This is a genomic window from Methylobacterium nigriterrae (assembly GCF_037106235.1).
Classification (GTDB): domain Bacteria; phylum Pseudomonadota; class Alphaproteobacteria; order Rhizobiales; family Beijerinckiaceae; genus Methylobacterium; species Methylobacterium nigriterrae.
In genome coordinates this window covers 1-13,593 of the sequence record NZ_JBAWTG010000121.1, presented here as the reverse complement: position 1 = coordinate 13,593, position 13,593 = coordinate 1, and the positions used below count along the sequence as shown (strand labels likewise).

19 protein-coding genes are annotated in these 13,593 nt (G+C 64.2%); 7 read left to right on the top strand and 12 right to left on the bottom strand.

Translation table 11 applies throughout. The features are described from left to right. Positions 1-65 precede the first annotated feature (65 nt). From WDW90_RS29865 to WDW90_RS29845, 5 genes are all read right to left on the bottom strand, one after another. Positions 66-266 (bottom strand): hypothetical protein, encoded by a 201-nt coding sequence (locus WDW90_RS29865; RefSeq protein WP_336491126.1) that lies wholly within the window; start codon positions 264-266, stop codon positions 66-68. A 162-nt stretch (positions 267-428) separates the two neighbouring features. After that, positions 429-659, bottom strand: coding sequence for a hypothetical protein (locus tag WDW90_RS29860; RefSeq protein WP_336491125.1), 231 nt, complete (start codon positions 657-659; stop codon positions 429-431). A 106-nt stretch (positions 660-765) separates the two neighbouring features. Continuing rightward, the gene (locus tag WDW90_RS29855) at positions 766-1,806 is read right to left on the bottom strand and encodes a sensor histidine kinase (protein WP_336491124.1); all 1,041 of its coding nucleotides are present in this window, start codon (positions 1,804-1,806) and stop codon (positions 766-768) included. Beyond that, complete coding sequence (locus tag WDW90_RS29850) at positions 1,806-3,302, bottom strand: ATPase domain-containing protein (protein WP_336491123.1); 1,497 nt, start codon at positions 3,300-3,302, stop codon at positions 1,806-1,808. The genes WDW90_RS29855 and WDW90_RS29850 overlap by 1 nt, the downstream gene beginning before the upstream one ends. An 829-nt stretch (positions 3,303-4,131) precedes the next feature. Then, positions 4,132-4,401 carry a hypothetical protein gene (locus WDW90_RS29845; protein WP_336491122.1) on the bottom strand — a complete coding sequence of 90 codons (270 nt, stop codon included), beginning with the start codon at positions 4,399-4,401 and terminating at the stop codon, positions 4,132-4,134. A 139-nt stretch (positions 4,402-4,540) separates the two neighbouring features. Here WDW90_RS29845 and WDW90_RS29840 point away from each other — a divergent pair, with 139 nt between their 5' ends. Next, the gene (locus WDW90_RS29840; protein ID WP_336491121.1) at positions 4,541-4,714 is read left to right on the top strand and encodes a CsbD family protein; all 174 of its coding nucleotides are present in this window, start codon (positions 4,541-4,543) and stop codon (positions 4,712-4,714) included. A gap of 473 nt (positions 4,715-5,187) precedes the next feature. Here the strand turns inward: WDW90_RS29840 and WDW90_RS29835 are convergent, their stop codons facing one another. From WDW90_RS29835 to WDW90_RS29825, 3 genes are all read right to left on the bottom strand, one after another. Further along, entirely contained in the window at positions 5,188-5,490 is a 303-nt protein-coding gene (locus WDW90_RS29835; RefSeq protein WP_336491120.1) for a hypothetical protein, read from the bottom strand. A gap of 153 nt (positions 5,491-5,643) precedes the next feature. After that, complete coding sequence (locus WDW90_RS29830) at positions 5,644-6,330, bottom strand: sulfite exporter TauE/SafE family protein (RefSeq protein WP_336491119.1); 687 nt, start codon at positions 6,328-6,330, stop codon at positions 5,644-5,646. Between the two features lie 6 nt (positions 6,331-6,336). Continuing rightward, positions 6,337-6,813, bottom strand: a complete 477-nt coding sequence (locus WDW90_RS29825) for a CYTH domain-containing protein (protein ID WP_336491118.1) — start codon at positions 6,811-6,813, stop codon at positions 6,337-6,339. Positions 6,814-7,003: 190 nt separating this feature from the next. On the opposite strand from WDW90_RS29825, the gene WDW90_RS29820 reads away from it, so the two are divergent. Then, positions 7,004-7,450: an NUDIX hydrolase gene (locus WDW90_RS29820; protein ID WP_336491117.1), complete on the top strand. Its 447-nt coding sequence runs from the start codon at positions 7,004-7,006 to the stop codon at positions 7,448-7,450. Positions 7,451-7,513: 63 nt separating this feature from the next. Here the strand turns inward: WDW90_RS29820 and WDW90_RS29815 are convergent, their stop codons facing one another. Beyond that, a complete protein-coding gene (locus tag WDW90_RS29815; protein WP_336491116.1) occupies positions 7,514-7,819 on the bottom strand; it encodes a hypothetical protein in 306 nt (101 codons plus the stop codon). Positions 7,820-8,215: 396 nt separating this feature from the next. On the opposite strand from WDW90_RS29815, the gene WDW90_RS29810 reads away from it, so the two are divergent. Beyond that, positions 8,216-9,229, top strand: coding sequence for a zinc-dependent alcohol dehydrogenase family protein (locus WDW90_RS29810; RefSeq protein WP_336491115.1), 1,014 nt, complete (start codon positions 8,216-8,218; stop codon positions 9,227-9,229). A gap of 42 nt (positions 9,230-9,271) precedes the next feature. Here WDW90_RS29810 and WDW90_RS29805 read toward each other — a convergent pair whose 3' ends face one another. Continuing rightward, positions 9,272-9,634, bottom strand: a complete 363-nt coding sequence (locus WDW90_RS29805; RefSeq protein ID WP_336491114.1) for an EAL domain-containing protein — start codon at positions 9,632-9,634, stop codon at positions 9,272-9,274. Between the two features lie 386 nt (positions 9,635-10,020). On the opposite strand from WDW90_RS29805, the gene WDW90_RS29800 reads away from it, so the two are divergent. Further along, positions 10,021-10,356, top strand: a complete 336-nt coding sequence (locus WDW90_RS29800) for a hypothetical protein (RefSeq protein ID WP_336491113.1) — start codon at positions 10,021-10,023, stop codon at positions 10,354-10,356. A gap of 146 nt (positions 10,357-10,502) precedes the next feature. Here WDW90_RS29800 and WDW90_RS29795 read toward each other — a convergent pair whose 3' ends face one another. Beyond that, a complete protein-coding gene (locus WDW90_RS29795; RefSeq protein ID WP_336491112.1) occupies positions 10,503-10,871 on the bottom strand; it encodes a septal ring lytic transglycosylase RlpA family protein in 369 nt (122 codons plus the stop codon). A gap of 316 nt (positions 10,872-11,187) precedes the next feature. Here WDW90_RS29795 and WDW90_RS29790 point away from each other — a divergent pair, with 316 nt between their 5' ends. Together WDW90_RS29790 and WDW90_RS29785 are read left to right on the top strand one after the other, a co-directional pair. Then, entirely contained in the window at positions 11,188-11,577 is a 390-nt protein-coding gene (locus WDW90_RS29790) for an energy transducer TonB (protein WP_336491127.1), read from the top strand. A 923-nt stretch (positions 11,578-12,500) separates the two neighbouring features. Next, positions 12,501-12,740, top strand: coding sequence for a DUF6894 family protein (locus WDW90_RS29785; RefSeq protein WP_336491111.1), 240 nt, complete (start codon positions 12,501-12,503; stop codon positions 12,738-12,740). Between the two features lie 17 nt (positions 12,741-12,757). On the opposite strand, the gene WDW90_RS29780 is transcribed toward WDW90_RS29785, so the two are convergent. After that, a complete protein-coding gene (locus tag WDW90_RS29780; protein WP_336491110.1) occupies positions 12,758-13,189 on the bottom strand; it encodes a DUF6894 family protein in 432 nt (143 codons plus the stop codon). A 179-nt stretch (positions 13,190-13,368) separates the two neighbouring features. Here WDW90_RS29780 and WDW90_RS29775 point away from each other — a divergent pair. Then, on the top strand, positions 13,369-13,593 hold a 225-nt coding region (locus WDW90_RS29775), incomplete at its 3' end, for a cyclic nucleotide-binding domain-containing protein (RefSeq protein ID WP_336491109.1).

Genomic DNA, 13,593 nt, shown 5'->3' with positions numbered 1-13,593 from the left:
GGCGAGCACCGCCTCGTCGATGCGCTCCTCGTCGACCGACATCCGAGCAGCTTAGCACACCACGCTCAGACCGGGCGTGGTCCCAGCCGATCGGTTACGAAGATGAGCCACGCGATCCCGAAGCCGATGGCTCCAGCGATGAGGAAGCCGCTCAGGGTTGTGCTGTCGAGATCGCCAACGGCGCGGCTTCCCTGCCGATAGTAGCGCTGGCCCCGGTCGGACACGTCATCCCACATCTCAGAGGCGCGATCAGCCGTACTGCGCATCGCGCTCTGCGCCTGATCCGCGAAGCTGCCACCTCGTGACCCTTAGCCCCCGCTGGTCTGAGTTCTTGAAGCGGATTGCGACGAGGTGCCCTTATCGTTCTCAGCCATGCTCATCCTCCATTCTGGTGTTCCCCGAGGACGGGATTGCGGCAGGCGTGTGCGTTAGAGCCGGGCAGTTCCGCGGCGGCGCAGGATGTACCAGACCGCAGCAGCAATCAGCGCAACGACGATAAGCAGCCACAGCAACTTCATCCCGCCACTAGCGGCGTGTGTGGTTGCCGGGGCTGCGGGCTGCGTCGGAGCAGGTGTCGTTGGCGCTGTCGTCACCTGAGCGAGAGCTTCGCTCGCGATCATCAGCCACAAGAATGCCGTCGCTTGAGCCGTTTTCAGCATCGTTGCCTCCCTTGGGGAGCACCTAACGATCTGCTGCCATGGCGCGTTCCGTGAGGTCCAATCTCCTTGACAAGAGGCTCACCTTGAGCAGCACGAGACGCGATGTTCAGTAGGATGGTACGGCTCTTTTGTCCGGCATCGGGGCTTCCATGCGGAAGTGCAGCCCCGTCGTGCGGAAGTCGAAGGCGATCTCGGCCTCGCACTGCACCTTCAGCACGCGCTGGAGGAGGGTCGATCCAAAACCCTTGCGCGTCGGCTCAGATACACGAGGGCCGCCAAGCTCTCGCCAGTCGAGGAGCAAGACGCGCTTCGTATCGGTACGGCGCACGTCCCAGGCAACTTCGATCCGCCCTTCGGGCACCGACAGCGCGCCGTGCTTTGCAGCGTTCGTGGTGAGTTCATGGATCGCCATGCCAGTTGGAACCGCGAGGTCGCCCACCAACTCGATCCTCGGCCCCTGAAGCTGGATGCGAGTACCCTTCGTGTCGTTGTAGGGACCGAGTTCATTCTCCAGCATCTCGCGCAGGGGCGCTTGCTGCCAGTAGTCCTCGGTGAGCAGGTTGTGCGTCTTCGCCAGAGAGATCACCCGCGCGGAAAAGGCAGCGTAGAACTCCTCGACGCTCGTCGCTGATCGCACGGAGGCGCCGAGCAGCCCCTGCACCGTCGCCAACGTGTTCTTCACCCGATGGTGGAGTTCCCGGATGAGCAGCGTCTGCCGCTCGGCCGTGCGCTCTCGTTCTTCGAGATACGCCTTCGCTTGGTGTTGCCGCCGCCTGCCTCGGTAAGCGAACCGCACTGCCGTAACCAGAGTGGCCGGGTGGAATGGCCGCTCCAGCAGGCTGACATTGCCCAGCGTCTCTGTCAGGCGCGGATCAGGCTCAGCACCGCGCAGCGTCAGCAGGATGAACGGAAAGTCCGACCAGGGCGGCTGCCGTGCGATCCAGTCAGCCAGAACCTGCCGGTTCGATGATAGCAATGCCTCGTCCGTGACAAGGGCGCAGCAGGCTGTGTCGAGCCCGCCTACCAACTCTGGCAGCGACTGACAGGTGCGTGACCCGATACCCTCTTCAGCGAGGATCGTGGCGGCAACTTCAGAATCCCGGCCGCTCGGGGCCAGGATCAAGACCGACGCTTCAATCTCGTTCATCACCGCTCCCGGCTTGGTAGCAGCGATGCTTGCTCTCCCTCGAAGGTTGGAACACCGGTCATCACACCCCGGAAGCTGCTCAGCGGCTCGCCAACGCGGATGCCCTGTGAATCGATCCGCAACTCGCGGATCGTGTTCTCGTGGCCGCCCGTACGCTTCTTCACAAGCGAGATCGCGCGCCGGAGCCGCCCCTCGGCTTCGAAGGTGCGGAACAGCAGGATGGTGTCGCTGAGGTAGGTCAGATCGACGTTCGCGGCCATCTGGCCGACCATCCCGTGCTGCGCCAGGATGAGCAACGTCAGGACACTCTGCTGGTTCAGGTAGGTCAGCAACTCGTGCATCTGGAGGAGCAGGTAACTCTCCTCCGGCAGGGCGTTGTGATAGCCGGTCAGCGAGTCGATCACCACCATCCTGATGCCTTGGCGCTCAACCGCCTCCTGCACTATGGCTGCAAGCTCTCCGGGCGAGATTTCGGCGGGATCGATCTGCTCGATGCGCAGTGTCCCGGCTTTGATGTGAGGCTCAAGGTCCATGCCCAAGCCTCTGGTCCGTCTCAGCAGCACGCTCGTGGTCTCATCGAAGCTGAGCATCAGCGCCTTCTCACCGCGTGAGAGCGCGGCGGTGACGTAAGTCGCGGCGACCGTGGATTTGCCCACCCCGGAGGGTCCAATCAACATCGTGCTCGTGCCGCGATCCAGGCCGCCACCGACCAGTGCGTCGAGTTCCGCGCTTCCGCTGCGGCACTGCTCCTCCGCGAACTCATCCAGGTGATCTGCCGCGACCAAGCGGGGGAAGACGGTAAGACCGCCACGCCGGATGATGTAGTCGTGAAAGCCGCCCCGGAAGTGTGTGCCCCGCATCTTGATGACACGTAGACGGCGGCGCTCGCCGCCATAAAGGGGAGCCAACTGCTCCAAGCGGATCACGGCATGGCTGAGGCTGTGCAGGTTAAGGTCGTCGGCCTCAGCGGTGAGGTCATCGAGAAGGACGGCCGTGGTGTTCTGGATGAGCAAGAAGCTCCTCAACGCGTGCACTTGCCTGCGGTAGCGCAGCGAGCCCTGCGAGAGCAGCCGTATCTCTGAGAGGCTGTCGAACACGAGGCGCTGCGGCTTCTTGCGCTCGATCTCGGCCATTGCCATGCGCACGGTCTCGCCGAGCTCGAGATCGGAGGAGTGGACGAGGCTCTGTTGCTGCCGTGGATCGAGGCTGAGTTCGGGTGGCACGAGTTCGCAAATCTCGATGCCGTCGAGCGACCAGCCATGGCGCTCGGCAACGTTGACCAACTCGCGTTTGCTCTCGGACAGCGTGATGTAGAGGCAGCGCTCGCCGCGCGCGACGCCATCGAGCAGGAACTGCATGGCGAGCGTTGTTTTGCCCGAGCCGGGCCGTCCCTCGACGAGGTGAGATCGGTTGGCCGCGTATCCACCCTGAAGGATGTAATCGAGCCCGCCTACACCGGTTGCAACCGGGGCTGCATCGTCGTCCGCCACTGTCATTCTGTTCCTCTGCCGCGCTCGAATTTGGCGGGTCGCATGTGCTGGCCGCCTGCCAAGATGTGCCTGAGGCATCGGTACACGATGGGACTGTCCAATGCGACGGAGGCGATTCACCGCGGCAACTTCGCCATCTTCAGGGGCGTCCCGCTCGTGTCCTCGCGGTCCCCCTATCGGCTTCGCTGGCCTGCTCTGAGCCCGCGTTCGCGGTCACCTCGCAGTCCGAGGCTCGCCGACGCCTTCAGCCCGACCTGCCCCACTGATGATCTGCCTGATCGTCTAGCCGCATCGTAGCGGGGATCGTCCGCGCCTCGCTGTCGGCGCTGATCGTAGGCGGAGACCGTTTGAGGACGTTCAAGAGGACGTGGGGAGGACGGTCACGTGCTTTCGACCGGGAGCCGTTTTTCTCACCTCCCATCTAATAGGGGAGCGGCGCGGACACGTGAGAAGCCAACTGGCTCACCGGATATCAGGGTCATGATCGAGGTGAGGTCGATTCCTCTCCCTCCTGCCTGCTAACGCTAGGCCGATATGTGTTCACGCCCGGCGCCTATGTTGCTGCTCAGATAGCTCAGCGGGAAAACCGCCCGGATGAGAACCGCAGGCCGAACGTGCCGTGCGGCAGCCAGATCCGCTCGTGCGGCGAGGCGGTCAAGGTAGGGCGACCACAGCGAACGTCACGGCGGCTCACCCTAACGATTCTGCTGCCGATCATCCTGCTGGTTCGATAGTTCGGCGTTCTCACTGAACATGCGGACCAGAATGCCTCGAACGTGGCAGTGGCCCGCAGATGCAACGCCAATGGCACTCCTGCGGGATGTGCAGCAGAATGTCAGTCGCACTCTTCCCGGTGCACGGTCTTCGAGTCGCCGACCTCGTTCTCCTTGCGCACGGTCGTGTGCGAGCAGCCGCTGCGCCGCTTCACCACGGTGTCGCGGTCCGGTCCGGTTGCCGCGTGTCCGACGCCTGCGCCCACCGCCGCACCTACCGGTCCGCCAACAGCCGCCCCGGTCGCGGCACCGGCCGCCGCGCCTTCCTCGGCAGCAAAGGCCGGTGCGGTTACCAGCGTGGCAGCCGCGAGCAGAAAAGCGATCCGCCTCATCGTGTCTCTCCGTGTCTTCGGATTCCCAGAAACGGCAGTACCTCCCATCCCGTTCCTCTGCCGACGATTCGGAACGGTCTTCCTCGGCCATTCGTTTGGATGGCTCTCAACTCAGGCTTTCGATTATTCGGAGGAACCGATGGACAAGGATCGTGTGGAAGGCTCTGCCACCAACATGGGCGGCAAGGTCAAGGAAGGCGCTGGCAAGCTGACCGGCGACGAGAAGCTGAAGAACGAAGGCGTGGTGGATCAGGTCAAGGGCAAGGTCCAGAACGCCGTAGGCGGCATCAAGGACGCGCTCAAAGGCAAGTGATGATCTCGGCCTGCTGCCGTCTGCCAGGATGGCAGCAGGTCATGCGATTGGAGGATATGATGCTCAGAGGTGGTCTTCTTTGGCTGCTCGGCATTCCGCTGCCGATCATCCTGCTGCTTTGGTTCTTTGGCGTATTCCACTAACCTGCTCACCGTAGGACCGGCGAAGGCGAGCGGGAGGTTCGCTCGTTGCGCGATGAGCAAACCTACCTGTAGCTCAGAAGCGAGGCCCATGAGCGCCGAAGCTCTGAGGCGAAGGCAGGTGAATTCCTGCCCTCGTCAGTTACGCGACCATCCCGAGCCCGACGACACAGCCTACCAACGTGACCAGAGACAGCGAAAATCCGAGGCTTGCCTGAATCAGGCTCGGACCGCTGCCCACAAGTGCTCCTTCATTGCTGCTCATGCCACTCACCTTGGCTGTTCGGATTGGGCCTGCAACGCGGGTCGGCGTCATGCAGTTCCAGACGCGGGCTATGCGAGTTGTGACACTCCCCGCTTCAGCAGACGGATAGGCAACGACGCGCTGTAAGGTGATTCAGGGCCTGTTTGGACGGTCTGATCAGAGATTCGGACATCTGCACGTATACCAGCGCGCAGGGCTTCTTCCATTGGTGTGTCGATGCGGGCGCCAAGGTCGGTGCGGACGCCCCCCTGGGCGGCGGCGACAACATGGGTGAGGTCGGAGTTGCCATCGCCTGGGCCATCGGCCTCGGGGTTGATCTCGGTCTGTTCGGAATTTTGGTTAGCAACATCATAATCCATGTTGAATTTCACCTTATGTTCCAGTGAATTAGGTCCGATAGTAGACTGAGACGCGGAGCCGGAAATGGTACGGGCGTAACTGGCTGCCGCGACCAAGATATGCGTCGGTCGCGCCACGGGTGGGCCGCGCTGCTCCTCCCAGCGCAGCGCCAGCGGAGCCGGCAGTCAGCGCATCGCTGCGGCACCCCAAAGCATGCTGAGCCCGGACGCCAGCATCAGGCCGTCCATCACGAACTGGAACACGTCAGGCGAGAGCCGCAACACGAACGGCTTGGCGAGGAAAGCGCCGCCCATCCGCGATGAGCCCACCACAAGCCCCTTCAGGAGCGTGCTCGTGGATAGAGCACCTGCTCCACGGAAGGTGAGCGCCTTGCTTGCGTAGACAGCCAGAGAGCCGGCCGCTTCAGTGCCGATGAATGCGCCTTTGGCCAAGCCGTAGCCGACGAAGACCGGGACCGATATCGGACCGGTCGAGACCACGATGCCTGTCAGGAAGCCGATCAGAGCACCCGCTACCGCAAGGTGCCAAAGGTGCAGCCGTAGCAGGCGGGCCGCGAGCCAGTGCCGGACTGGGACCATCGAGAGCAGGAAGACGCCGATGGCAAGATCGACCGCGCGGGACGGCAGCATGAGAAGTGTCCGCGCTCCCACTGCTGCGGCCAGTGCTCCGGGTGCGGCATAAGCCGCGAAGGCTCTCCAATCGATCTCGCGCCACCATGCCAGGACACGCGATACGTTCGCCATGACGGCCGCCACCGCCATGATCGGAACCGCCTCCTTCGGCCCGTACACGTAGGCCAGGACAGGCACGAGCATGATGGACGAGCCGGTGCCGATGATGCCGCTGACCACACCAACCTATGCAGCGCGATTGCGGGGCGGGCTCCTGCGGCCAACCAGCCGTGAGTTGCGATAGCGCTTTTCATGCGTCACCTCGCGCATGACCCACGGCGGCAGCGTCACTGGCTGGCCCTCGTGCTGCAACTCCACCTCGGCCAGGATCAGTCCTGCGAGTGGCCCCTCAAACACGTCCACGTCCCACATCAGACCGGCATGCTCGACCCTGTAGCGCATCTTCTCCAGACAGCGTTCGGGTGGCAGGAGGCGCAGAAGAAAGTCTGCCGTGTCGGGCGAAATCTCCCGCTCGAACTCGGCCCGTGAGGAGCCCTGCTTCTTGCCCTTCCACGTGAGAAAGCCGCGCTCACCCGCACGGCGCACCCGAAGCGTGTTCTTGTCGTCTGTGTGCAGATAGCCCTGACGGATGTGTACGCCCGACTGGCAGCGGGTCAGCACCTCAGGGGCGGCGAGAAACCTGCGCTCGATCTCGACCCTCACAGGGCATCCGATTCTGATAAGGCCGCAGCCTGACGCGAGAGCGCTCCTGCCGCGCCTCAGAGCTACGCTCCCGCTCCGAAATCGTCCAGCATCGGCATGTGAGCCTCCGCTGCCGAGAAGCCTGTGGGCGAACTTGCCTGCCGCCGCGCGGTTGGCAAGAGGTTTGGGTTACGGCATCGCGATGGTAGGGGTGAAGAAGAAGTGGCGCAAAGCGCGGCGGCAGGTGGCGGCTCTGCCCTATCGGTTCGACATGCAGGGCGAGCTTGAGGTTCTGCTGATCACCTCGCGTGAGACCCGGCGCTGGGTCCTGCCTAAGGGCTGGCCGATGCCGGGGCGCAAGCCGCATCGGGCGGCGGAACGGGAGGCGTACGAGGAAGCCGGACTGAAGGGGCGGATCAGCAAGGCCGTTCTCGGCACCTACGAGTACGACAAGCGCCTCGACAACGGCATGGTGGTATCCTGCGCGGTCAGCGTGTTCCCGCTGCACGTGACGGGGCAGCACAACCGCTGGCCAGAGCGGGGCCAGCGAGAGTTATGCTGGTGCACACCGCAGGAGGCGGCAGACCTCGTGCAGGAGGACGACCTCAAGCTCCTGCTGCACGCCTTCCTGCCCAATGAGGTTCCGGCCTTGTCCTGATCGGCTCTGGAACAGAGCAGCCGACAAGCTGTCGCGGACCGAGGTGGCTGGAGGATCGCGCACTCATTCAGGGTATGCGACCGGCCCCGCCTTTGTGAGCTTTGCCTCCTGGGTGGCTGACGCGGTGAAGCGTGGGCTTATGCCGCCGTACATTGCTGTTGCCGAAGCTGGAGCCACGGTGGTGCTGGCGGTGTGCCGCCGAGGCTCGTAGTCAGCCAGCCACACGACGCCGAAGAACAGTCCGAGCACGAAAAGCAGGCCCCCAAGCGCTTCGGTCACCTGATCCGCCCACCTGTGCAGTGCCTGGATCGCCAGACATCCGGCAACGAACATTCCTGCCAGCACGACAGGTAGCATGTGGGCGCTCATCCTCGCTCCGGGTCTCTGGCGGAGTGCCGATCAACCCGCTTGCCTGCCTCTCGTTCCAGTTCCCATTAACCTCCTGAGGCGTTCCGCTCGCTCCCGCTTCGCGGCCCACCTGTCGGCATCGCTGGCCTGCTCTGAGCCCGTTCGGGCACCTCGCAGTCCGACGCTCGCCGACGCCTTCTCCTCACTACCCTCTGGCTCGTCGCGGGAACCGTGGCGCTGATCGTGCCAGCCTGACGGTTCAGACCGATCCTTGGCGGGAACTACCGGGTAGGACCGTGGCGGGGACGTTCAAGAGGACGCTGAGGTAGGCAGCCCTGTGTCCTGCTCCCCCCTCTCCTATGTACGCGAAGCGCTCGAAGCATTCCGTCCGTAGCGAACAGCAAGGAAGGAGCGGAGATGAAGGCTTTCGTGATGCGTACACCGGGCGGTCTCGACCGGCTGGAGATCGCCGATAGAGCCGATCCCGGCGAGCCTGGGCCGGGCGAGGTTCGCGTGGCCCTGCACGCCACCTCCCTCAACTACCATGACCTTCTCGTCGCGACCGGCCAGTTTCCGGCTGCCGATGGTCGGGTTTTGATGTCGGACGGTGCAGGCGTGGTCGAGGCTGTCGGCTCAGGCGTGACGGAGTTCAAGCCGCGCGATCACGTGGTCTCCTGCTTCTTTCCCCAATGGCAGGATGGTCTGCCGCAGACGCCCGTGGGCAGTTTCGCGGGCGTCCCAGGTGACGGGATCGACGGTTTTGCCGTCTCGCACGCGGTGCGCTCGGTTCATGCGTTCACCCATGCTCCCAATGGCTGGAGCTATGCTGAGGCCGCAACCATCACGACAGCGGGTCTCACCGCATGGCGCGCCCTTGTCAGTGACGGAGCCCTCAAGGCCGGTGACGTTGTGCTGGCACTTGGGACTGGCGGCGTCTCAATTGCTGCCTTGCAGATTGCCAAGCTCATGGGAGCAGCGGTCGTCATAACCTCGTCGTCCGACGAGAAGCTGGAGCGCGCTAGGGCTCTCGGCGCGGATCGTGTCGTCAACTACCGGCAGCATCCTGACTGGGGCACAAAGGTCCGCGACTGGACGGGTGGCCGTGGTGTTGATCACGTGCTGGAGATCGGCGGCCCCGGTACTCTGGCTCAATCCATCGAAGCGGTGCGGGTGGGCGGCCACATTTCGCTGATCGGCGTCCTAACCGGCCTCGGCGGCGAAGTGCCGACTGGGCAACTGATGACCAAGCAGGCTCGGCTTCAGGGTCTGATCGTTGGCAATCGCCGTCAGCAGCAGGAGTTCGTGGCCGCGCTGAACCTCTCCAGCATCCGGCCAGTGATCGACCGCCGCTTCACATTCGAGCAGTTGCCCGAGGCGCTGGCTTATCAGGAGCGTGGGGTGCACTTCGGCAAGATCTGCGTGGAGTGGTAGCTGCCGAGCCAGTGCGGCTGAGCAGCGCGATGGACTTGGCAGTCAGGCGAGCCGCAGGATCTTGGCCTCCTTCAGCGCAGCATCGGCGGACCAGTTCTGAAGGAGCCAAGGCACGCGCGAGCCGGCCATCGGCTTGGCGTAGCGGTAGCCCTGGGCGTAGTCGCAGTCCATCGCGCTGAGCCGCTGTGCCTGACCCTCAGTCTCGACACCTTCAGCCGTGACCTTCACGCCCATGCTGCGGCCAAGGCCGACCACCGCCGCGACAATGGCCGCGTCGTCGCTGTCCTGCTCCAGGTTGCGCACGAAGCTCTGGTCCACCTTCAGGTGGCCGACCGGGAACTGCTTCAGGCGCGTCAGCGAGGCGAAGCCGGTGCCGAAATCATCGAGCGTGAAGAACGCCGGCATCGCGTAGCCGAAGGGTTGCTGGCACGTTCTCGCTGCCGTGGGGCTGATCGTGCTGGCCCGAACATCGTGCCGCATCGTGGGCGTGGATCGCAGCGAGCACCGTGGAGATGCGTTTAGGAGGACGTGGGGAACGACATGGCCGAAACTCAGCCGGGGTGGTCTCTGAAGGCACCGCGGATGGCACCTGTCCCACGTTGTCGCCGGCCTCCTGCCTCGACCTTCTGGTTGCAGCAGTCGCCTAAGCGCTCACCTGACTGTTTGGGAGCCACCGAAAATGTGCGTCAGCGTCAGGCTCGTCCGAACGCTTCGCATCGGCACGCGTGCTGCTCTGGCCGCGGTGTAGGGCTGGTCCATGTAGGCCGGTTGAAGCAAGCCAGGACCAGCACATGCCACCACGTCTCGTGATGCTATTCGTCGCGGTTCTCCTCACAACGGACGCTATCGCCGCGGGCGCTTCGGTCGAGGACGATTGCCCGAAGCACTTCCGCGAATATGGCCTCTTCCTACAAGCGAAGAAGTCCTGCGGGCGTGAGGATGAGTACCCATCCATGAAGCTGATGCGCGCCTGTGCCAAGCAGACGCCGAAGCAGTCCGCACTGACGCTGATGGACGAGGGCAGACGCGAGTGGGCGCGCTCTGTGATGCGCGCTAGCCTTGGCAACAGGTGCGCGCAGGTGTTCAGAGAGCAGAGCCCTGCCTCGGAGAAGCGAAAGCCGCGCTGAAGCGCGGTCGGTCTTGCTGCGGCTCCAGTGATGTGGCGGTGCTACTTGGTCGAGCGTAGCCACGCTGATGGTCTGCGCCGCGCGCTTATTGAGCCCCACCGCAGCAGCCTGAGCCAGCCCCACCGCTGATGGCGAATCGCGTCACCCTACATGCGCGCGAGGCTGACCTTGGCGAGACCGGAGAGGCCGATGGCCGTGGCTGAGGCGTTGGACAGGTCGATCACGCGCCCGCCGACATAGGGACCCCGGTCGTTGATGCGGACCACGACGGAGCGGCCGTTGCTGTTGTTCGTGACCCGCACCTTCGTGCCGAAGGGCAGTGTGCGGTGAGCCGCGGTCAGCGCGTGCGTGTTGAAGCGCTCACCATTGGCAGTCGTCCGGCCATGGAAGCCCGGGCCGTACCACGAGGCCACACCAGCCTGCGCCCGCACTGCCGAACGAGCCTCGGCACCGGACGCCGCGACAGAGCCGGCTGCGGCGAGAGCAAGGAGAGCGAGGCGAGCACCCGAGGTCATTTCTGCATTCCCGTTATTATCTGACGGGCCGGCAAAATGCCTCGGAATGTGACGACACTATGGTGCGCTGCAATATGGCAGAGCAGCCATGACGCAGTCACAGATTAGGCGGAGGATATACCCAAACTGACAAGCCGAATGCTCGGCCTAGTTCGTCTGGCCTATTGAAGGGGCCCGGCCATTATCCCTTGCCGCGTGTGCCGGTCTGCGGCAGGTTTGATGTGTGCCAGGAAAGAATGATCCTCCAGCCCCGCAGCCGCTCGCTTCACAAGGGGGTGAGAAGGTGGCCGATCTGACGCTCTCAGCCACGGCTCTCATGCCCCTTCGCTTGGCTCTCCTCACGGGCTGCCTCTGCCTCAGCCTCACCCTTCTCGGCCTTGTCGGCACGGGCGAAGCGGCTGCGCCAGTCAGTGTCCAGCGCTGGCTCTCGTCCGTGGTCGCGAAGATCGAGGCAGCCGACCGCTCCCGCGCCGCGCGTCAGCAGAACGGTCGCTCGGTTGCGGTCGATGTTCGGGTTCGCGTCGCCGAGGATGGCTCCGTGCTGGCGATGGAGGTCGAGAGGAGTTCCGGAACACGCAGCCTCGATGAGCGCGCTATCGCAGCGATCAAAGCCGCAGGCCCATTTACAGCGCCTCCTGCGCAGATGCTGCTGCCGAACGGCACCACCGAGTTGAGCTTCCCGCTCGCGCTCCCTGGACGACGCTGAGCTTCAGGAGCGAGCTTCCTAGCAGCCGGAACAGATTGGCTGGGAGGCTCGTGTGCCCGCGCTCAACAGGCGCGCCAGCACGGCATCCTTATCGGTGGGCGGAGCAGCCGCTTCGGGTGCTCCAGAAGACCTCGGACTAAGTGGCAGCGTCGGTGCGGCACTGCCCGACAGGACAGTTCGCGACAGGCGGCGGGAAGGTCATCGCCGAGGGTTAAGAGGGCCCTAACCACGTCGGATTACACCCGGGAAACTGTCGCGATTTCGCCCGTTTAGGTCCGCGAACTCGTCACTCACACGAGTTCAGGAGGGCGTCATGGTCATCCTCAATCCGCTCACGGGCCAGCTTGTCGAGGTGCCGACGCCGAAGCCGCGCCCGAGGTGTTGACGCGGCCGGCTGATCGTCCAGGCATTTGGCTACCTGCTCTGGCGTGAGCTTCATCGCGATCATCAAGGCGCAACAACTTCTTGGCCGCGCCGTGAACGCGTGACTTGTCCGTTGCCCAGCGTCGTGACGTAACTTCCTCGATCCCGAGAAAGGTCGCAGCGGCAGCCTGCGTAAGCCCCAGCGGCTTGAGGGCAGAGCGCTATTCGTCAGCGGTCATGATGGCCGCCGAGATGGGTAGCCGCTCGCGTCGGGACAATCATTTCGACCGGCGACGTGGCCCGATCAGGCGGCCACGCTGCGGGCTGCCCGGTTCCGTAAAGTCCAGACAGCGAGCCGCTTCAGAGACGGGAATGCTCAGCTCAGTTCCGGTGGAGCAACCCCTATTGGAACGCAGCCGACGCCTCACGCGCGGGAAGTTCACGCACGTTATGGCGCCTCGCGGCCACTCTGTGCAGAAGTCGACAATCGCTGACTGTGATCCTGGGCGTCAGCGACTGCGAGATCCGTGTGCTCCCGCCTGTACCCTGCAGAGAGCCACATGCCCCGCTACTTCTTCGACGTTCACGACGGCGGTCCCGAGTTCGACGACACCGGAACCGAGCTGTCAGGCCCGGACGAGGCGCGTCAGAAGGCCAAGCGCCTACTGCCGGACATCGCCCGCGAAGAGATCTTAGCGAATGGGGATCAGCGCACGTTCACGGTGATGGTCAAGGACGAGAACAGCCATCCCATCTACTCGGCCACGCTCACCTTCGCCGGCCTTCGACTGCAGCGGTAGATCTTCGCGTTCGCTCGCTACCCTGACTGGCGCTGGCCACGGCCATCGAGGTCGAGCGCACGCAAGCGGGCCAGCAGGGCATGGGTCTGGGACAGCGTGACGTACAGGGCGTTTCGCTCCTGCTGGACCGCGGCAATCAGGCGCTCAGTCCGCTGCATCTCGGCCCGCATCTTCTGTTTGGACGCCGGCGGGCGGCTTGGCTTGCGCCACTTGTCGAGCACCTCCGCGAAGGGCACCTCCATCAGGAACTGACCCTCCGCATCCGCGATCTCGAAGACGTAGCACAGGAGCTGCCTCGGCCGCGTGCCGGTGCGCTGCAGTTCGGCCGTCATGGCCGGAATGGTCCGGCACGCATCGAGGTAGGCGGCTTCCAGGCCGGCGAACGGCACGCCCTCCTCATCCCACTGCAGGCCGTCCGGGGTGCGCAGATGGAAGTAGTAGCGGGGCATCCGACCTCCGGCAGTGTTCTCGTCCGCAACGCACGACCGCCGAGGCCGGATCGGTGCAGCTGCACCCTGCGTTGGTCTGGACGAGCTTCTCCCAATGTCGCGGGCCGGCAATCACACAGGTGTAATCTGAGCTGCGTGGGAGCAGCGCGCTCTGCCGCTGCGGCGGCATGGAGGCGGTCATGCCCCAACACCTCATCCGCAAGCTCGGGCAGTTCACCCGGCTCTCCTACGATGACCAGTGCACGCTCAAGGACGCTGCGAGCCGGAAGGTGCGCCTGTTCGGACCCCACCAGGACATCATCCAGGAGGGCGATCCCCCGCCGCACATCAACCTGATCCTGGAAGGCTGGGCCTGCCGCTACAAGCAGCTGGAGGATGGGCGCCGACAGATCGTCTCGTTCTTC